Consider the following 19,555-nt stretch of genomic DNA (forward strand, 5'->3'; position numbering starts at 1 on the left):
ATTTTTTTGAGACTGATCGGAACCCCCCGCCGTCTCGTGGATTATGGGTTAGCCGGGTAAAGATTTACGAAGCAAGTGCGCGCACCGCGCCGAGCGATAAACCGGCTGCCGAACGCGCCGAGTCGTTGAACGGAGCCTTCATGGCCCCGCCGAAATGGGCGCGCACCAACGAAATCCATAGATTTTCTGCCGGAATTCCGCGCTTTCCCGCGATATCGGCGAAGTGCTTGACGCCTGCCGCGACGTGGCGAATTTCATCGTCGAGGATTCGTTCGAGGATCTTCTTGCCCGTGCTGTCGCCCTGTGCGGCGACCCGTTCGATCATTGCGGGCGTCACGTCGAGACCCCGCGCTTCCAGCACCATCGGTACCACCGCCAGCCGCGCCGCGACGTCGTGTGCGGTATCGCCCGCCGCCTGCCACAGACCCTCGTGCGCGGGCAGCGCGCCGTAACGACTGCCCATGCGCGCAAGGTGCCGTTCGATGAGCGCGAAGTGCATCGCCTCGTCCGCCGCGACCGCCAGGAAGTCGCTCACGAACTCCCTCCCCATCTCGCCCCCGAATCGCCCGGCCATGTCGAGCGCAAGGTCGATCGCGACGAATTCGATGTGCGCGATCGCGTGCCAGGACGCGATGCGCGCGCGGTCGGAGCCGCCCCGCCCGCGCTTCGGCATGTCGCGCGGCGGCAGCAGAACGGGCTCGGCCGGCCGCGCGGGCACGCCCGGCATCGGCGTGTCGAACACCGGGGCGAGGCGACCGAGCCGCCAGTCTCGCGCGACCGCGCGCGCCGCCATGACCTTCGCCCGGGGATCGGCGGTCAGCAGCGCCGCGCGGATCGCCCCGCCCGCGGTCGGATTCATAGAGCCCGCGCAGCCTCCAGCACTTCGGCGGCGTGTCCGGCGACCTTCACCTTGTTCCACACGCGCACGATCCGCCCTTCGGCGTCGAGGAGATAGGTGGTGCGGACCATGCCCATGAAAGTCTTTCCGTAGAGCTTCTTCTCGGTCCAGATGCCCAGCGCATCGCTGAGGCCGCCGGTCTCCGCGTCGGTCGCGAGCGGCACCGTCAGCCCCTGCTTCTCGATGAAGGTCCGATGCTTCTGCGGCGTATCCTTGCTCACCCCGAGCAACGAGACACCCGCCTTCGCGAAGTCGTCGGCGAGCGCGGAGAAATCCTTCGCCTCGGTCGTGCAGCCCGGCGTGTTGCCGCGCGGGTAGAACCAGACGACCGCCGGCCTGCCCGCGAAATCGGACGGGCGGACGATGCCGCCGTCGGGAGTTTCGAGCGCGATGTCGGGCATCGGGTCGCCCACTGCGGGTGCGGTCATTCTGTATCTCCGGTCTGCGGGGCGGCGAGATCCTCGCCGAACGAATCGGTCCAGGCGGTCGCGACGTCCTGCCGTGCGGCGGCGAAGGCGTGCAAGAGCGCATCGAGGTCCGCCGCGCCGCACGCCTCGGCCAGCGCGGCGGCGGCGGCCGGCGACGGGCGGGCGAGGTCGGGCGCGAGCAGCCGGCCGGCCACCAGCAGCCGCGTCATCAGCGCCAGGGCCTCGCGCACGGCGGCGGGCAGCTTGCCCTCGTTCACCAGCGTATCGACCGCCGTGCCGAGGTCAGGATCGAACGCGGTCCGGTCGCGCAGCTGGAGGTAGTGGACGAGAAACTCGAGATCGACGAGCCCGCCGCGCATCAGCTTGGCGTCGAGCGGGCCCTGCGGCGGCTTGTGGGTCGCCATCTCCGCCCGCATCCTGAGGACGTCGCCGCGCAAGGTGTCCGCATCGCGCGGGCGTTCGAGCACCGAGGCGATGATGGCGGCGAGCTCCGCCCGCGCCGCCGGCGAGCCGGTGAGCGGCCGGGCTCGGGCGAGCGCCATGTGCTCCCAGGTCCAGGCTTCCTCGCGCTGGTAGCGGGCGAAGGCGTCGAAGCTGACCGCGAGCGGGCCTTGTGCCCCCTGCGGCCGCAGCCGCGTGTCCACTTCGTAGAGGGCGCCCTCGGCGGTCGGCACGCTGAGCGCGGCGGTGACCCGCTGCGCGAGGCGATTGAAGTAGTGCGTCGGCCCCAGCGGTCTCTCGCCGTCCGATTCGCCCTCGAACCCGCCGGTAAACAGATAGATCACGTCGAGGTCGGACGCGTGGGTGAGCGTCCCGCCGCCGAGCCGCCCGAGCCCCAGCACGACGAGTTCGCCGCCCGGTACCCGGCCGTGAACCCGCTCGAACTCGGCGATGGCAGCGGCCTGCGCCACCTCCAGCGCGGCCTCTGCCGTGCGCGACAGCGCCATGCCGATCGCGAGCGGATCGTGCGTCGCCGCGATGGTCTGGACGCCGAGGCCGAAGCGCAGCTCCCCGGTCACGCGGCGGATGCGATCGAGCTGGCGTTCGTAGTCGGGCGCCCCCTCGTCCCGCATCCGGCCCGCGATCGCGGCGACATCGCCCGGCAATTCGAGCGCGCTCTTGCCGATCAATGTGTCGAGCAGTTCGGGGCGGCGGCCGAGCTCGTCCGCCAGCGTGGGGGCGAGCACGAGCACCCGGACCAGCTGGTCGGCAAGGCCGGGCCGCTGGAGAAGCAGGTTGAACAGGTTGAGCGCACTCGGCGCCGCCAGCAGCACGCGTTCCCAGCGGTTGAGCGCCTGCTCGGGCTCGGACGCGGCGGCGAAGCGTTCCAGCAGCACCGGCAGCAGCGTCTCGAACGCGGCGCGCGCCGGTTCGGACCGCAGCGAGCGGATGCGCCCGTCGCTCCACGAACCGATCCGCTTCGCGAGCCGGTCGGGATCGGCGAACCCCAGCTCCTCCAGCCGGCGCGCGAGACCGTCGCCGCGCACCGCGACCGGGCGGGAAGCGTCCTCGTCGTCCGCGATCAGGGCGTCGTAGCGCGCCGCCACCCCGGCCACGATGCCCGACAGCTCGGCGACCAGCGCCGCCCCGTCCGCCATGCCGTCGAGCCGCGCGACGTTGTCCAGCGCATCGCCGGCGGGCAGGACGTGGGTCTGCTGGTCCTCGACCATCTGCAGCCGGTGCTCCACCATCCGCAGCCGGTCGTACGCTTCGCCCAGCGCCAGCGCATCCTCGCCCGCGATCACGCCGGCGGCGGCCAGCGCGTCCAGCGCGGCGCGCGTGCCGCGCACCCGCAGCGACGGATCGCGCGCGCCGTGGATCAGCTGGTGGGTCTGGGCGAAGAACTCGATCTCACGGATGCCGCCGCGGCCCAGCTTGAGGTTATAGCCGGGGCCGGGCTCGGTCGGCCCGGCATGGCTCGCGCGGATGCGCAGCGTCAGGCGGCGGATGTCCCCGATCGCACCGAAATCGAGGCTGCGTCGCCACACGAACGAACGGATCGCCGCGAGGAAATCCTCGCCCGCCGCCACGTCGCCCGCGGCGGCGCGCGCGCGGATGAAGGCCGCCCGTTCCCACGCGAGCGCGCTCGATTCGTAATGCGTCAGCGCCGCGCCGACCGGGATCGCCAGCGGGCTGACCTCGCTCGCCGGGCGCAGGCGCAGATCGACGCGGAAGACGTAGCCTTCGCTCGTCACGTCGCCGAGCAGGCGCACCGTTTCGCGCGCGTAGCGCTGCGCCGCCTCGGCCGGATCGTCGCGCTCCCGCCGGGGCAGCGCCTCGGGATCGTAGAGCAGGATGGGGTCGATGTCGGAGCTGTAGTTGAGCTCGCGAGCGCCGTGCTTGCCGAGCGCGAGGGCGATCATGCCCGCAGGTTCCGCTCCCGTCCGCCGCGCGATCGCATCGGCCATGGCGGCGCCGAGCGCGCGGTCGGCGAAGGCGGAGAGGGCGCCGGTCACTTCGAACAGCGGAAAGGCGCCGGCAAGGTCGCCCACCGCCAACGCCGTGCCCAGCGCGCGCTTTTCCCGCCGCAGGGCGACCCCGACGTCGGCAGCACCCTCGCCCGCCTTTGCCGCCAGCGCGAGCGCGCCCGTGCCGTCACCCGCCGCCAACAGGTCCGCGATGGCGGGCATCCTGTCCAGCGCGCGCGCGAGGTAGGGCGCATGCGCCCGCGCCCGTGCGAGCGCGCCCTCCCAGTCAGCGTCGGCGCCTGCGTCCATCCTTCGTGCCCTGCCTGTGCGCGGGGTCGCGCGCAAGCTTGCGGGGCGGCGCCCGCTTTGCGACAAGACCGCGGCATAACGAGGGAATGTCCATGATCCGCCGCCCGAACCCCGCCGCCGCCGCGCTCGCCGCAATCCTTGCCGCATCGCTGTCGGCCTGCGCCGCGACATCCGCCGGGGGCGGCATGGCCGGTGCGCCCGGTGCCGGCACGATCTCCGTCGAGACGCTCAAGTCCGCGACTCAGGCCCTGTCCTCCGACGCGTTCGAGGGCCGCGCCCCCGGCACCGTGGGCGAAGAGCGGACCGTCGCCTACCTCGTCGACCGCTTCGGCAAGGCGGGGCTGAAGCCCGGCAACAACGGCAGCTGGGTGCAGAAAGTACCGCTGGTCGAGATCACCGGCACCAACTTCGGCCCGCTGAGCATCTGGGGCAAAGACGGGGCGGCGCAGAGCTTCGCCTACGGCAGCGACTGGGTCGGCGCGAGCTACCGCGAGGCGCCGTCGATCAACCTCGCAAACAGCGAGATGGTGTTCGTCGGCTACGGCATCGTCGCGCCGGAGAAGAACTGGAACGACTACGCCGGCGTCGACATGGAGGGGAAGACCGCGGTCATCCTCGTCAACGATCCCGACTACGAGAGCCAGGGCCTCGCGGGCGATTTCGGCGGGCGCGCGATGACGTTCTACGGCCGCTGGACCTATAAGTTCGAGGAAGCCGCCCGGCAGGGCGCCGCCGCCGCGATCATCGTCCACGACGAATTTCCCGCCGCCTACGGCTGGAACGTGGTGGAAAGCAGCTGGTCGGGCCCGCAGGTCTACGCCGCCCGTGCCGACAAGGGAGCGAGCCAGACGATGATGAACGGCTGGGTGCAGAAACCGGTCGCGCAAAAGATCATGGCCGCCGCCGGGCAGGACCTCGCCGCGCTGTCCGCCGCCGCGAAGAAACGGGGTTTTCGCGCCGTGCCGCTGGGCGTGACCGCGAGCACCCGGTTCGGCAACACCTTCCGCACCTTCGAATCGCAGAACGTGGTCGGCGTGCTGCCGGGCACGACCCGGCCGGACGAGACTGTGCTCTATACCGCGCACTGGGACCACCTCGGCCGCTGCAATCCCGACGCGAGCGGCGACGACATCTGCAACGGCGCGGTCGACAACGCGACCGGCGTCGCCGCGCTGGTCGCGCTGGCCGAAGCCAACGCCCGGGCCGGCGCGACCCCGCGCGCCCAGGCCTTCATCGCGCTCACGAGCGAGGAATCGGGCCTGCTCGGCAGCCAGTACTACGCCATGAACCCGGTCTTCCCGCTGGCGCGGACGGCCGGGGGCATCAACATCGACGGCCTGCCGCTCGCCGGCCGGTTCCGCGACGTCGTCGCCATCGGCGGGGCGAAGAGCCAGCTCGACGCGTACCTGTCGCGCGCGCTGGCCGCCGGCAATCTGGCGGGCAGCCCCGAACCGACCCCGGAAAAGGGCTTCTACTACCGCTCCGACCACTTCAACCTGGCGAAGGTCGGCGTGCCGATGCTGTACCTGAAGGGCGGCGACGACCTGGAAGCCGGCGGCACCGCGGCCGGCGCGGCGGCTGCCAAGGAATGGACCGAGCAGCGCTACCACCAGCCGTCGGACGAATACGATCCCGACTGGGATTGGGCGGGCGCGCAGCAGATCGTCGAGGCCTACTACCGGATCGGGCGCGAGCTTGCGACGACGCCAGACTGGCCGAACTGGAACGAGGGCGACGAATTCCGCGCCGCGCGCGATGCCTCGTGCGCCGCCGACCCGGCCGGTTGCTGAGGCGCGCCGCATGACCGCGAAACCGGGTTCGGCAATGCCCCCCGAATGGGCCCAGCAGGACTGGCTGTGGATCGGTTTTCCGCACCTCGCCGACGAGTGGCCCGGCTATCTCGACCGCGCGCAGGAGCAGATCGCCGCGTTCGCCAGCGCGGTCGCCGAAAGCGGGCAGGACGTGCGTTTGCTGGTACGCGACGCCGCGAACGAAGCGCGCGCGCGCAGCCTCGTCTCGGCCGCGGTCGCACTCGAACGGCGGACCTACGGCGACGTCTGGCTGCGCGACACGGGCCCGCTGGTGCGCGCCGACGGCACGGCGCTGCGCTGCGGCTTCAACGGCTGGGGCGGCAAGTACCTGATGGACGGCGACCAGACGATCGGGGCCGAACTGGCCGGGGACGCGGGGCTTCGCGTCGAGACCGGCGACTGGATCCTGGAAGGCGGGGCGATCGACGGCGACGGCACCGGCCTCGTCGTGACGACCGAGCAGTGCCTGCTCAACCCCAACCGCAACCCCGACCTGTCGCGCGCGGACATCGAGGCCCGGCTGGCGCAGGACCTCGGCTTCGACCGCGTGCTGTGGCTCGGCGACGGCCTGATCAACGACCACACCGACGGGCACGTCGACAACCTCGCGCGGTTCGTCGGCCCGAACCGGCTGGCGCTGCCGCGCGCAACCGGACCCGGCGACCCCAACGCCGCCATCTACGCCGACGCTAAGCGCCGCGCCGAGGCCTTCGGGGTCGAGGTGGCCGAGATCCCATCCCCCGGTCTCGTGACCCGCGGCGATCTCGTCGAGCCGGCGAGCTACGCGAACTTCGCGATCACCACGAACCTGGTGGTGGTTCCGACCTTCGGCTCGGTCCACGACGAGGACGGGGTCGCCGCGGTGGCCGCGCTGTTCCCCGACCGGGCGACGATCGGCCTCGCCGCCGATGCCGTGCTGGCGGGGGGCGGCGGCTTCCACTGCGCGAGCCAGCAAATGCCGGCCTTAACCCGGAGTTAGGATTTCGGGCGCAGCTTCGGCCCATGGCCAGAGCCGTCGCCCTCGTCGCCGAAAGCGAATCGCCCGTGTTCGAAGCCCTGCGCTTCGCCATCGCGACCGCGTGCCCGCTGGCGCTGATCTTCGCGGGCCGCTTCCTGCCGTTCTAGACCGCCAGCTTGGCGAGCGCGACCAGCGCGGTCGCACCCAGCACGACAGCCACGAACAGTCGCCAGCGCCGGTCGTCGACCGTGCCGAACCGGCGCGCGCCCAGCCAGTTGCCCGCCAGCACCGCCGGTAGCAGGATCAGCGCCAGCAGCAGGAACTGTGGGCGCAGCAGCCCGAGCGCCGCACCAGAGATCAGGCTGACGGTCGAGGCGGCGGTGAAGACCAGCAGCATCGAGGCCTTCGCCACGGCACGCGGGATGTCGCGCCCGACGTAGTAGGGTACCACCGGCGGTCCCGGCATCCCGGCAAGTCCTGTCAGCACGCCGGTCGCCAGTCCGGTGGCGGCCGTCCGCGCCGCGCTCGGCGGGTCGGCCGACCGGCGCGGCAGCAGGATGGCGACGAAGGCCGACAGTGCGACCAGCGCGATGAGGACGCGGGCGACCGGGTTGGGCATCACCGACAGCAGCCACAGACCCGGCGCGGTCGCGACCGCCACGCCGGCGATGATGCGCCACGCGGTGCTTTCCGCGTCGCGCAGGATCATCCGCATGTCGCTGAGCCCGATGAGGACCGAGACCCCGTTCGTCACCAGCACCGCCTCGACCGGCGTCACCGCTAGCGCGAGGACCGGCACCAGCAGGATTGCCATGCCGAAGCCCGCCAGCCCCCGCACGTAGGCGGCCGCGAACGCCGCCGCGAGCGCGCCGGCGATCTGAAACCCGTCGAACCCGATCGGCGCGTCCAAGCCGGCCGGCTCAGCGCAGGTCGGGCGGGGTCGCCTCCGCGGTCAGCATGGCGATCGCCTCGGCCAGCGGCATGACCTTCTGGTGCTGTTCGCCCAGCGTGCGGACGGCGACGGTGCCCTCCTCCGCCTCGCGCTTGCCGACGACCAGCAGGTGCGGAACCTTGGCGAGGCTGTGCTCGCGCACCTTGTAGTTGATCTTCTCGTTGCGAAGGTCGCTCTCGACGCGGATGCCCGCCGCCGTCAGCTGCCTCACCACGTCGTGCGCGTAGTCGTCGGCATCCGAGACGATCGTCGCCACCACCGCCTGCGTCGGCGCGAGCCAGACCGGCAGCTTGCCCGCGAAATGCTCGATCAGGAAGCCGATGAACCGCTCGTACGACCCGAATATCGCGCGGTGGAGCATGACCGGGCGGTGCCGCTCGCCGTCCTCGCCGACGTAGCTCGCGTCGAGCCGGTCGGGGAGCACGCGGTCGCCCTGGATCGTGCCGACCTGCCAGGTGCGGCCGATCGCATCGGTGAGGTGCCATTCGAGCTTGGGGGCATAGAACGCGCCCTCGCCCGGCAGTTCCTCCCAGCCGTAGTCCGCGTTGGCCATCCCGGCCTCGGCGACCGCGTCGCGCAGTTCCTGTTCGGCCTTGTCCCAGTCCGCCTCGCTGCCGAAGCGCTTTTCGGGGCGCAGGGCGAGCTTCACGTGATAGCTGAAGCCGAAGTCCGAATAGACCTCGTCGGCCAGCTTGCAGAACGCGCGCACCTCGTCGACGACCTGGTTCTCGGTGCAGAAGATGTGCGCGTCGTCCTGCGTGAACTGGCGCACGCGCATCAGGCCGTGGAGCGCGCCGTGCGGTTCGTTGCGGTGGCAGCAGCCCATCTCGCCGAGACGAATCGGCAGGTCGCGGTAGCTGGTGATGCCCTGCTTGAACACGAGCACGTGCGCCGGGCAATTCATCGGCTTGATCGCCATCCACTCGGCATCGGACGCGACTTTGGGCTCCGCGCCCGCCCCGCTGTCGTCGACCTCGGGCACGATGTCGGGCACCGCGAACATGTTCTCGGCGTACTTGCCCCAGTGGCCGGACTGTTCCCACTGGCGCACATCCATCAGCTGCGGCGTCTTGATCTCTTGGTAGCCGGCAGCGTCCATCTTTCGGCGCATGTAGGCTTCGAGCGCGCGCCAGATTTTGAACCCCTGCGGATGCCAGAACACGCTGCCGTGCGCCTCTTCCTGCAGGTGGAACAGGTCCATCTCGCGCCCCAGCTTGCGGTGGTCGCGCTTGGCGGCTTCCTCCAGCCGGTGGAGGTGGGCATCGAGCTGCTTCTTGTTGAGCCAGCCGGTGCCGTAAATGCGCGTGAGCTGCGCGTTCTTCTGATCGCCGCGCCAGTACGCCCCGGCGACGCGCATCAGTTTGAAGGCTTGCGGATCGAGCTTGCCCGTGCTGGCGAGATGCGGCCCGCGGCACATGTCGAGCCAGCTGCCTTCCTCGCCCGGATTGCCCGAGTGGTAGACCGTCAGCTCCTCGCCTTCCGGCAGCTCCTGCGCCCATTCGGCCTTGAACGTCTCGCCGTCGGCCAGCCACTTGTCGATCAGCTGCCGGCGGCTCCACACCTCGCGCACCAGCGGCTTGTCGGCGCGGATGATCTCGCGCATCTTGTCCTCGATCGCGGGCAGGTCGTCCATGCTGAACGGCTCGCGGCTCTCGGGTGCCTTGACGTCGTAGTAGAACCCGTCGTCCGTCGCCGGGCCGAAGGTGATCTGCGTACCCGGCCACAGCGCCTGGATCGCCTCGGCCAGCACGTGGGCGAAGTCGTGGCGCGCCAGTTCCAGCGCATCGGCCTCGTCGCGGCTCGTCACCAGCGCCAGCGCCGCGTCGCCTTCGAGCGGGCGGTTGAGATCGCGCAGTTCCCCGTCGACGCGCGCGGCGAGCGCTGCCTTGGCGAGGCCCGGGCCAATCGCCGCGGCGATGTCCGCCGGGGTGGTGCCGGGCTCGACCTCGCGCACCGAACCGTCGGGGAGGCTGATCTTGAGGAGCTCGCTCATGGGTACCTTCGCTTGCGTTTGCGCGCCCTTGGCACATGCCAGCGCGCGCCGGAAGGCGTCAGTTAAGAGGACCGGTCCGGGGAGCCTGACGCCGCGCTGCCCCAACCGGGCGGCGGCGACCGGCGACTAGCGCGCTGGCGACCGCCCCCGGAACCCGGGGGTAGTGGTGGTAGTGAGGGCGCGGATGCGTCGCATGGCCGCCGATGTAGCGCGCCGGCCGCCGATTGTCGATGCCCGGGTGAGCGCCCTAGCTTGCCGTCAGCCGCCGTGCGCCGTGCTCCGCCACCATCCGGTGGGTGCCCGCCAGCGCCGCCGAGCGGGTCTTCACCGACCCGCTGAAGCGCCATTCGCAGCTCGCCCGCGCCGGCGTCAGTTCGACTGCCATGTAGCCCCGCCGGGTGGCATCCATCCACGCCAGCCCTTCGTTGAACGCGACCAGCGCTCTTGCTGCAGCCTGCGCGCGCGGGACCCCGAAGTAGGCTTCGAAGCCGGGCGAGGAGACCGACTGGCCGGCGAATTCCACGCCCACCGGCGCGCCGTCGTTCGCAAGGTCGAACGCCCAAGCGTTGTGGGTGTCCCCGGTCAGGGTGACGAGGTTCGCGCCCGCTTCTTGCGCGGCCGCCAGCAACCGCTTGCGCGCCGCGGGATACCCGTCCCACGCATCCATGTTCGACGGCAGTCCGGCCGCCCCGGCGCGCACCGCGCTGGCGATACGCGCCCGGACGTAGTCGGGCGCGCCTGCCGCTGCCGCCTGGGCGATGGCGGGCGGGGTCCTGAGGCTGCCGAGCACGACCTGCTGTACCAGCACCTGCCATTTACGACCCGAGCGCACCGATGCGGCCATCGTCCCGGCGAGCCAGCCTTCCTGCTCGGTGCCCAGCATCGAGCGCGCGGGATCGGCCCACGCCCCGTCCCTGAGCGAGGCGAGCGCGCCGTCGATCGCCTGCGGCGGCAGCCCCTTGAGCATGTCCGACAGGTCGAGCGGCTTGTCGCGCGCGGTCAGCCGGGTCTCGATCCGCAGCAGGGTCGCAAGGTCGCCCACGTCGTAGCGCGCCCACGGCGCTTCGCTCACCGGCAGCCATTCGCTGCGCGCCTGCATCGCCGCGCGGGTGCGGGCGGCCCACGGCCCTTCGGTTTCGGGCTGGTGGTTCTGCGCCCCGCCCTTCCATGCGTCGTTCGCGGTCTCGTGATCGTCGAACACCGCGATCATCGGGACCATGGCGTGCAGCCGCCGCAAGTCGGGATCGCTGCGATAGCTGGCATAGCGCGCGCGGTAGTCGGCGAGGTGGATCAGTTCGTTCGCGGGCGCCGGTACGCGCCCGGCCACCGCCTCGTCGGCACTCGGGTAGTTGCCGGGATCGTATTCGTAGAGATAATCGCCGAGATGCACCGCGAGGTCGAAATCGCCCGCCGCGCCCGCGTGCGCATATGCGTTGAAATAGCCGAACCCCATGTTGGAGCAGCTGAACACCGCCATGCGGAACCGGTCGGTCCTGCCCTCCGGCAGAGTGCGCGTGCGCCCGGTCTCCGAGACGGTGCCGTCGGGCGCGACGAAGCGGTAGCGGTACCAGCGCCCGGGGGCGAGGTTGCCCGCAACCGCCTTGACGCACCAGTCGCTTTCCGGCCCGGCGACGACATCGCCGCCCGATACGACCTTCGCGAAATCCTCGGCCTCCGCCACTTCCCAGCGCAGCCGGTCCGCGCCCGTGCCGACATAGCGGGTCCACAGCAGGACCGAGCGGGCCGAAGGCTCCCCGCTCGCGACACCGTGCGTGAACCCGCGCCCGCCCTGCGCGGCGAGCGGGCTGGCGGCGAGGCCCAGCCCCAGCGCGCCCCCGCGCAGGAGGCTGCGGCGGTCGAGCGACGGGATTGCGGGACCGTTCGGAATGTGCGGCATCGGGTATCCTCTCGCCGCCATTGTGCGCATCCGGCGGCCCGCTGTCACTGGCCATTTAAAGCGACCTTTCCATGACATTGGGCATGACAGCGGCGGCCCCCGGGCACGCCGGGTTTGCGCCGCGGGGCCGGTCCGCTAGAGCGGCCCGCACAGTCCTCCGCAGCATCCGAAAGGCCCGCCCCATGTTCCAGCGCCTGTTCGTCGACCATCCCCGCAGCGTCGACGAAAGCTACGCCGAGCATTTCGCCGTTGCCGGGCGATTCGGCCTGACGATGATCCGCGGCGGCCTGTGCGCGCTGGTCCACGCCATCGTGCCGGGCTGGTGCGTGACCACCGGCAGCGACACGATCCGCCGGCTCAACGCGATCATGGTCGAACAGCGCCGCGCCAAGGGTGAGGCCGTGACGCAGATCGCCACCGTCGACTGGGTGATCTGACGCTGCCCGTCATCCGCCACTATGCGATGCCCGGCGGCGGCCGGATCGCCTATCGCCACACCCCGGGCCGCGGCCCCGCGCTGGTCTTCCTGCCCGGCTACATGTCCGACATGGCGGGCGGCAAGGCGACCGCGCTGTTCGAGCGGGCGCAGGCCGAAGGGCGCGAATGCCTGCTGCTCGACTATTCGGGCTGCGGACAAAGCGACGGCGACTTCGCGGACGGTACCCTGTCGCGCTGGCGCGACGAGGTGCTGGCGCTGGTGAACGCGGTCGTCGCCGGTCCGGTCGTCGTCATCGGATCGTCGATGGGCGGCTGGCTGATGCTGCTGGTGGGCGAGGCGCTGGAGCGCCGGCTCCACGCCCTCGTCGGGGTCGCCGCCGCGCCCGACTTCACCGAATGGGGCCGGTCGGAAGAGGACAAGGCGCGGCTGGCGGCCGGCGAGACGGTGTTCGACGCCAATCCCTACGGCCCCGATCCCACCCCGATGCACGCCGCGTTCTGGGCCGACGGACAGGCGAACCGGCGGCTGGGTACCGCCATCGCGCTCGATTGCCCGGTGCGGCTGATCCACGGAATGCGCGATGCCGACGTGCCGTGGCAGATTTCGCAGCGCCTTGCGGATTCGCTGCGTTCTCCCGACATTCACCTGACACTCGTCAAGGACGGCGACCACCGGCTGAGCCGCGAGGGCGACATCGCTCTCCTCCTGCGCACGGTCTTCTCGCTTTAGGAAATGCCATGCTCTCCATCCTCGCACCGCTGATCATGCAGGTCGGCATCGGCACGATGGCCACCCCCGTCAGCCCCGTTCCGCCGGAACTGGAGAACCGCATGCGCCGCAATACCCAGCTGCCCGGGCGCGCCGAAACGCAGCCGGCCATCGCCTCGTGCCTCTCGCTCGCCGACAGGGATCCCGACCGTGCCCGCGATTTCGCGAGCGAATGGGTCTCGCGCACCGATGGCGAGCAGCGCGCGGCGGGCCGCCACTGCCTGGGCGTGGCGCAGGGCAACGCGGGCGCCTGGGGCGATGCGGCGGCAAGCTTCCTCGCCGCGCGCGACGAGGGGCCGGCGGGTGCCTTCGCCGCCCGGATGGGCGCGCTGGCGGGCAGCGCCTTCCTCGCCGAAGGCCGCGCGGCCGATGCGCTTGCCGCGCTCGATAGGGCGGAGGCTGCGGCGGCCGGCGACGCCGAACTCACGGGCGGCATCGCGATGGACCGGGCGACCGCGCTCGTCGCGCTGGGCCGCCCGGACGAGGCATCCGCCGCACTCGCCGCGGCGCGCGAGGAGGTGCCGGGCAATGCCCACGCCTGGCTGCTGTCGGCCACACTCGCCCGGCGACAGGGCGATCTTGTGGCGGCGCAAGGCTTCGTCGAGCGCGCCGCGGCGATCGATGCCCGCGATCCCGAGATCGGGCTGGAGGCCGGCGTGATCGCCGCGCTGGGCGGCCGCGACGATGCCGCGCGCCGATCGTTCGAATCGGTACTCCTCGCTGCCCCCGAAGGCCCGCTGGCCGACGCCGCCACCACCTATCTGGAGCAACTGGCCCGATGATCCCGCTGTCCGTCCTCGACCTCGTCCCCGTCCGCGAAGGCGGCACTCTGGCCGAATCCTATGCCGCCACCGCCAGCCTCGCGCGCGCCGCCGAGCGGCACGGGTTCAAGCGGTTCTGGGTCGCCGAACATCACACGATGGAAGGGATCGCCGGCGCCGCCACCGCGGTCGTGCTTGCCCACGTCGGCCACGCGACGTCGACCATCCGCATCGGGTCGGGCGGGATCATGCTGCCCAATCACAACCCGTTCGTGATCGCCGAACAGTTCGGCACGCTCGACGCGCTGTTTCCGGGACGCATCGATCTCGGGCTGGGCCGCGCACCCGGGGCGGGGCCCCAACTGCAACGGGCGCTGCGCAAGAACCTCCATGCCGCGGCGGAGATGTTTCCGCAGGACGTAGTCGAACTGCGGGCGCTGCTCGCGGGCGATCCGCAGCTGCCCATCCAGGCGACCCCCGGGCAGGGTTCGCAGGTGGAGATGTGGATGCTCGGCTCCAGCCTGTTCGGCGCGCAGCTCGCCGCGCAGCTCGGCATGCCCTACGCCTTCGCCTCGCACTTCGCGCCCGACCATCTCGATGCCGCGCTGAAGCTCTATCGCGAACGGTTCGAGCCGAGCGCATGGCTGGAGAGGCCCCACGCGATGGCGGCGATGACGGTCTTCACGGCCGAAACCGATGCCGAGGCGGAACTGATCGGATCGAGCCAGCAGCAGAGCTTCGTGCGGCTGCGCACCGGCCAGCCGGGCAAGCTGCCGCCCCCGGTGAAGGGATACCGCGACACGCTGCCGGGGGCCGCGCAGGGCCTCCTCGCGCACATCGGGCAGGCAAGCGCGATCGGCTCGCCCGCCACGGTGCGCGCCGCCATCGGCCGCTTCGTCGAACGCACCGGGGCCGACGAGATCGTCGTCTCGGGCGCGACCTACGATCCGGCCGCGCGCGAACGCTCGCTCGAACTCACGATCGAGGCGCTTGCGGCCTGATGCCGGATAGATAGGCCGGCTCGTTCGTAGACCGGGTTGGAGAGAGGTTGCGGCCCTTGGCGCAAAGGCTTAGGGGCGCCAGATTGCTGCGAACGGCGGCAACAAAATAACAAGCGGCCCTGCGCCTTTCCGGGGCCGGTGGAGCTGACCGAATGGCCGCCAGGACCGCTGCGAAGTCTTCCGACACACCCGCCGGGGGCACTCCCCCTCTCCAGCCCGACGGCGAGCTGGTGAAGGCGCTCGAAAAGCGCATCGCCGCCTCGCTGCTGCCCGGCGACCAGGCCTTCGACAAGGCGCCGCTGACCGACGCCGCGCGCTTCCTGCTCGAAACCGCCGCCCGGCGCGATGCCGGAGGCATGAACCTGTCGCTCGCATCGGCCAGCGAGGACCGGCGCTTCATGCGCATCGCACTCGTCAACGACGACATGCCGTTCCTGGTCGATTCGGCCGCCGCGACGGTCGCCGCCCACGGTCTTTCGATCGACCGCCTCGTCCACCCCGTCGTCCCCGTCCGGCGCGACGATGCGGGCACCCTCACCGGGCTGCCCGACAAGGCGGCCGCCGGCGAGCCGCGCGAATCGATGATCTACATCGAAACGCCGCGCATCGACGCGAAGCAGCGCCGCGCGCTGGAAACCGATCTGAAGGCGACCATCGCCGACGTGCACGCCGCCGTGGCGGACTGGTCGAAGATGCGCACCGCGTTGCTGGAGGATGCCAACCGCATCGGCGACAGCGAGGGCGCGTCCCTGCTGCGCTGGCTGGAAGGCGGCATGCTGACCCAGCTCGGCCACCTCACCCGCCTCCGCGACGGCAGCCAGACGGATATGCTCGGCATTTGCCGCAAGAGCGCCCGCGCGATCCTGGCCGACGCGAGCTTCGACCGCGCGTTCGAATGGTTCGCCGATCCCGCCAACGCCGACCGCGTGCCGCTGATCGTCAAGGCCAACGTCATCTCCAACGTCCACCGCCGGGTGCCGCTCGACCTGTTCATCGTGCCGCTCTACGACAACGGCGAAGTCTGCGCGCTGTCGGTCCACGCGGGCGTGTGGACCAGCGCCTCGCTCACCACCGCGCCGGTCGACGTGCCGCGTTTGCGCACCCAGCTTGCCGCTTTGAATGCGAAGTTCGGCTTCGACCCCCACGGCCACGCCGGCAAGTCGCTCGTCCACGCGCTGACCGCGCTGCCGCACGACCTGGTGATCGGGTTCTCGGAAGAGGACATCGAACGCGTCGCGACGACGATGATGAGCCTCGTCGACCGGCCCCGCCCGCGCCTCGCGCTGGTCGAGGCACCGCTCAGCCGCCACCTCTTCGCCTTCGTGTGGATGCCGCGCGACATGGTGTCCACCCAGGTCCGCCTGCGGATCGAGCAGCTGCTTGAAGACGGCACCGGCGGCAAGGCGCTCGATTGGAGCCTGCAGGTCGAAGGCGGCAACCTGGCGCTGCTGCGCTACGTCCTCGACTACCGCGAGCATAGCGGCTCGCCCGATCCGCAGCCGATCGAGGAAGCGATCCAGACGCTCCTGCGCGGCTGGGGCGAGGCGGTCGAGGCCGAACTCGCGCTGGAGGAAGAATCCTCGCGCGCCGCGGCGATCGCCGCGCGCTATGCCGAGAGCTTCCCGACCGCGTACCGCACCGCCTACGGCCCGGCAGAGGCCGCGCACGACATCCGCCGCCTGCGCCGGCTGGGCGCGCTGGAGAGCGAGGGCGACGGCCTCCTCCCCTTGCGCGACGTGCGGCTCTACCGGCACGAGGGCGACCCCGCCGACCGGATGCGGCTCAAAGTTTACCAGCTCCACGGCACGCTCGCCCTGTCGGACGCGGTGCCGGCGCTGGAGAACTTCGGCTTCCGCGTGATCGACGAGATCCCCACCGGGCTCGACGAGGACGGCGAAGGGCCGAAGGACCGCTACGCCACGATCCACGACTTCACCCTCGCGCTCGGTGAGGGCGAGGCGACCGAGCCCCTGCTGGCGCGCTGCACCGCGGTCGAGGAAGCGATCGCCGCCGTGCTCAACGGCGCGGCCGAGGACGACGCCTTCAACCGGCTCGTCGTGGGCATCGGCCTGTCCGCGCGCGAGGCGGACTGGATGCGCGCGTTCTACCGCTACCTGCGGCAGACCGGCATGGGCTTCACGATCTACACCGTGGTCGACGCGCTGCGCCGCGCGCCTCAGGTCACCGGGCCGCTGGTGCGCCTGTTTGCCGCGCGCCACGACCCGGCCTTCGCGGGCGACCGCGGGGCAGCGGCGGACGAACAGTCGGCGGCGATCCGGCAGGGCCTGGCGCAAGTCGCGGCGATCAACGACGACCGCCTGCTGCGGCTCTACCACGCCACCATCGACGCGATCCTGCGGACCAACGCCTTCGCCCCCGCCGCGCGCGAGGCGCTGGCGTTCAAGTTCGATTCCGGGCTCGTCCCGAACCTGCCCAAGCCCGTGCCGTGGCGCGAAATCTTCGTCTATTCGCGCCGGGTCGAGGGCATCCACCTGCGCGCCGGGCCGGTCGCCCGCGGCGGCCTGCGCTGGTCCGACCGCCGCGACGACTTCCGCACCGAGATCCTCGGCCTGATGAAGGCGCAGCGGGTCAAGAACGCGGTCATCGTGCCCACCGGCGCGAAGGGCGGCTTCTATCCCAAGCAGCTGCCCGACCCGGCCCGCGACCGCGAGGCGTGGGCCGCCGAAGGGCGCGGCAGCTACGAGGCGTTCATCCGCACCCTGCTGTCGATCACCGACAACATCGTGGAAGGCCGGGTCGTCCACCCCGAACAGGTCGTGATCCACGACGGCGAGGACCCGTACTTCGTGGTCGCCGCCGACAAGGGCACCGCGACCTTCTCCGACATCGCCAACGGCATCGCCGAAAGCCGCGACTTCTGGCTCGACGACGCCTTCGCAAGCGGCGGGTCCAACGGCTACGACCACAAGGCGATGGGCATCACCGCCAGGGGCGCGTGGGTTTCGGTCCAGCGCCACTTCCTCGAAATGGGCGTCGACGTGCAGACCGACACCACCCGCGTGGTGGGCTGCGGCGACATGTCGGGCGACGTGTTCGGCAACGGCATGCTGCTGTCGAAGGCGGTCAAGCTCGTCGCGGCGTTCGACCACCGCCATATCTTCCTCGACCCCGATCCCGATCCGGCGAAAAGCTGGGAAGAGCGCGCGCGGATGTTCGCCCTGCCCCGCTCGAGCTGGGAGGACTACGACCCCGCGCTCATCAGCAAGGGCGGCGGCGTGTTCGCCCGCACCGAGAAGCGTATCCCGCTGACGAGGGAAGTGTGCGCGGCGCTGGGCGTCGAGGAATCCGAACTCGAACCCGAAGCGCTGATCTCCGCCATCCTCAAGGCGCCGGTCGACCTCGTCTGGTTCGGCGGCATCGGCACGTATGTGAAGGCCGCGGCCGAGAACAATGTACAGGTCGGCGACCCCGCCAACGATGCCCTGCGCGTCGACGGCGCCGACATCCGCGCCAAGGTGATCGGCGAAGGCGCGAACCTCGGCATCACGCAGGCCGGCCGGATCGAGTTCGCGCTTGCCGGCGGGCGGATCAACACCGACTTCATCGACAACTCGGCCGGGGTCAATTGCTCCGATAACGAGGTCAACATCAAGATCGCGCTCGCCGCTGCCAAGCGCGCGGGCAAACTGAGCGAGAAGCGCCGGGTCGAACTGCTCGGCGAGATGACCGACGAGGTGTCGGCGCTGGTTCTGGAGAACAACCGCCTGCAGGCGCTCGCGCTGTCGATCGCCGAAGCCGGCGGCCCGGCGGCGATGGCCGCGCAGGTCAACCTGATCGAGACGCTGGAAGGGCGCGGCGCGCTCGACCGCAAGACCGAAGGGCTGGCCCCGGGCGACATCCTGGCCCACCGCGCGGGCGACGGCCTCGGCCTCACCCGCCCGGAACTCGCGGTGCTATTGTCCTCGACCAAGCTGGTGCTGCAGGATGCCATCGAGAAATCCTCGCTGACGCAGGATTCGGCGCTCGACGACATGCTGGTCGATTACTTCCCGACCGCGATGCGCAAGACCTATCGCAAACAGATCGAGACCCACCAGCTGCGCGGGCCGATCATCGCCACCCAACTCGCCAACCGGGTCATCAACCGGATGGGCATCGTCCACGTCTTCGAACTGTCCGAGGAAGAGGGCGTGGGCCTGGCCGACGTGTGCGCCGCGTTCGTATCGGCGGCCCGGCTGTTCGGGGTCGAGGCGCTGTGGGAAGAACTGGAAACCGCGGCCATGCCCGAGGATGCGCGGATCTACATGTTCCGCCACACCGCGGGCGCCCTGCGCAACCACATGGCCGACCTCATCCGCGCCGGGGCGAGCATCGAATTGCCGAGCGCGATGATCGCGCTCCTTGAAAAGCGCGTCCACCAGCTGTCGAGCGAAACCGGCGAGCTCCTGACCGAGGCGTCGCGCCGGCAGTCGGACCGGCTTGCGGGCGAATTCGTCGCCATGGGCGCGCCGGCCGACATCGCGGCGCGGGTCGCGCATCTCTACGACCTCGACGGGTCGGTCGGCCTTGCCGCCCTGTCGAAGGCGGCGGGGATCGACGCGCGGGCGCTGACCGCGGCGTTCACCGACCTCGGAAACCGTCTCGGCCTCGACTGGGCGCAGAGCAGCGCGGCGATGATGAATCCGTCGGACGTGTGGGAGCGGATGCTGGTGGCGGGGCTCAGCCGCGACTTCCAGCAGATGCGACTCGAATTCCTGCGCCGCCTGTCGCGCCGCAAGGGCGCCAAGGACGATCCCTCGGCCGCGGTGGCGAACTGGGCGCAGGACCATGCCGCCGCGGTGCGCCAGTTCCGCGGCGTTATCGGGCGGGCGCAGGGGCAGAGCCCCATCGCCCCGGCCATGCTCGCGCAGATCGCCAGCCAGGCGCGCAACCTCCTCGGCCGGTAGCGGCCGGGTTGACGGCGGCGCGCTT

Annotated in this window: 14 protein-coding genes; 8 read left to right on the forward strand and 6 right to left on the reverse strand. The window is 71.1% G+C overall.

Going from position 1 to position 19,555, the window contains the following annotated elements; genetic code table 11:
- Positions 1 to 64: 64 nt before the first annotated feature.
- Genes D4766_RS06750 through D4766_RS06760 form a run of 3 tightly spaced genes read right to left on the reverse strand, consistent with a single transcriptional unit; the run spans position 65 to position 4,043 of the window.
- Complete coding sequence (locus tag D4766_RS06750; protein ID WP_120716764.1) at positions 65 to 859, reverse strand: ferritin-like domain-containing protein; 795 nt, start codon at positions 857 to 859, stop codon at positions 65 to 67.
- Complete coding sequence (locus D4766_RS06755) at positions 856 to 1,326, reverse strand: peroxiredoxin (protein WP_120716765.1); 471 nt, start codon at positions 1,324 to 1,326, stop codon at positions 856 to 858. Before D4766_RS06755 ends, D4766_RS06750 begins: the two co-directional genes overlap by 4 nt.
- Positions 1,323 to 4,043, reverse strand: a complete 2,721-nt coding sequence (locus D4766_RS06760) for a bifunctional [glutamine synthetase] adenylyltransferase/[glutamine synthetase]-adenylyl-L-tyrosine phosphorylase (protein WP_120716766.1) — start codon at positions 4,041 to 4,043, stop codon at positions 1,323 to 1,325. The genes D4766_RS06755 and D4766_RS06760 overlap by 4 nt, the downstream gene beginning before the upstream one ends.
- A gap of 92 nt (positions 4,044 to 4,135) precedes the next feature.
- Here D4766_RS06760 and D4766_RS06765 point away from each other — a divergent pair, with 92 nt between their 5' ends.
- The 3 genes from D4766_RS06765 to D4766_RS14115 are packed head-to-tail and all read left to right on the forward strand — an operon-like array spanning position 4,136 to position 6,979.
- Entirely contained in the window at positions 4,136 to 5,833 is a 1,698-nt protein-coding gene (locus D4766_RS06765) for a M28 family peptidase (RefSeq protein ID WP_120716767.1), read from the forward strand.
- Between the two features lie 10 nt (positions 5,834 to 5,843).
- Positions 5,844 to 6,833, forward strand: a complete 990-nt coding sequence (locus tag D4766_RS06770) for an agmatine deiminase family protein (RefSeq protein ID WP_120718105.1) — start codon at positions 5,844 to 5,846, stop codon at positions 6,831 to 6,833.
- A gap of 23 nt (positions 6,834 to 6,856) precedes the next feature.
- A complete protein-coding gene (locus D4766_RS14115) occupies positions 6,857 to 6,979 on the forward strand; it encodes a hypothetical protein (protein ID WP_267896449.1) in 123 nt (40 codons plus the stop codon).
- Here D4766_RS14115 and D4766_RS06775 read toward each other — a convergent pair.
- From D4766_RS06775 to D4766_RS06785, 3 genes are all read right to left on the reverse strand, one after another.
- Positions 6,976 to 7,722, reverse strand: coding sequence for a sulfite exporter TauE/SafE family protein (locus D4766_RS06775; protein WP_162935692.1), 747 nt, complete (start codon positions 7,720 to 7,722; stop codon positions 6,976 to 6,978). The two genes, D4766_RS14115 and D4766_RS06775, sit on opposite strands and share 4 nt — an antisense overlap.
- A 10-nt stretch (positions 7,723 to 7,732) precedes the next feature.
- Positions 7,733 to 9,757: a threonine--tRNA ligase gene (gene thrS, locus D4766_RS06780; protein ID WP_120716768.1), complete on the reverse strand. Its 2,025-nt coding sequence runs from the start codon at positions 9,755 to 9,757 to the stop codon at positions 7,733 to 7,735.
- Positions 9,758 to 10,004: 247 nt separating this feature from the next.
- Positions 10,005 to 11,654 carry an alkaline phosphatase D family protein gene (locus D4766_RS06785; protein ID WP_120718107.1) on the reverse strand — a complete coding sequence of 550 codons (1,650 nt, stop codon included), beginning with the start codon at positions 11,652 to 11,654 and terminating at the stop codon, positions 10,005 to 10,007.
- 182 nt (positions 11,655 to 11,836) lie between these two features.
- Here D4766_RS06785 and D4766_RS06790 point away from each other — a divergent pair, with 182 nt between their 5' ends.
- From D4766_RS06790 to D4766_RS06810, 5 genes are all read left to right on the forward strand, one after another.
- Positions 11,837 to 12,091 (forward strand): DUF6356 family protein, encoded by a 255-nt coding sequence (locus D4766_RS06790; RefSeq protein ID WP_120716769.1) that lies wholly within the window; start codon positions 11,837 to 11,839, stop codon positions 12,089 to 12,091.
- A gap of 26 nt (positions 12,092 to 12,117) precedes the next feature.
- The gene (locus tag D4766_RS06795) at positions 12,118 to 12,822 is read left to right on the forward strand and encodes an alpha/beta fold hydrolase (RefSeq protein ID WP_120716770.1); all 705 of its coding nucleotides are present in this window, start codon (positions 12,118 to 12,120) and stop codon (positions 12,820 to 12,822) included.
- Positions 12,823 to 12,830: 8 nt separating this feature from the next.
- Complete coding sequence (locus tag D4766_RS06800) at positions 12,831 to 13,643, forward strand: tetratricopeptide repeat protein (protein ID WP_120716771.1); 813 nt, start codon at positions 12,831 to 12,833, stop codon at positions 13,641 to 13,643.
- Positions 13,640 to 14,623 (forward strand): LLM class flavin-dependent oxidoreductase, encoded by a 984-nt coding sequence (locus D4766_RS06805; protein ID WP_120716772.1) that lies wholly within the window; start codon positions 13,640 to 13,642, stop codon positions 14,621 to 14,623. The genes D4766_RS06800 and D4766_RS06805 overlap by 4 nt, the downstream gene beginning before the upstream one ends.
- A 152-nt stretch (positions 14,624 to 14,775) precedes the next feature.
- Positions 14,776 to 19,530 (forward strand): NAD-glutamate dehydrogenase, encoded by a 4,755-nt coding sequence (locus D4766_RS06810; RefSeq protein ID WP_120716773.1) that lies wholly within the window; start codon positions 14,776 to 14,778, stop codon positions 19,528 to 19,530.
- Positions 19,531 to 19,555 lie beyond the last annotated feature (25 nt).

Origin of the sequence: Tsuneonella amylolytica (assembly GCF_003626915.1) — a bacterium.
Classification (GTDB): Bacteria; Pseudomonadota; Alphaproteobacteria; order Sphingomonadales; family Sphingomonadaceae; genus Tsuneonella; species Tsuneonella amylolytica.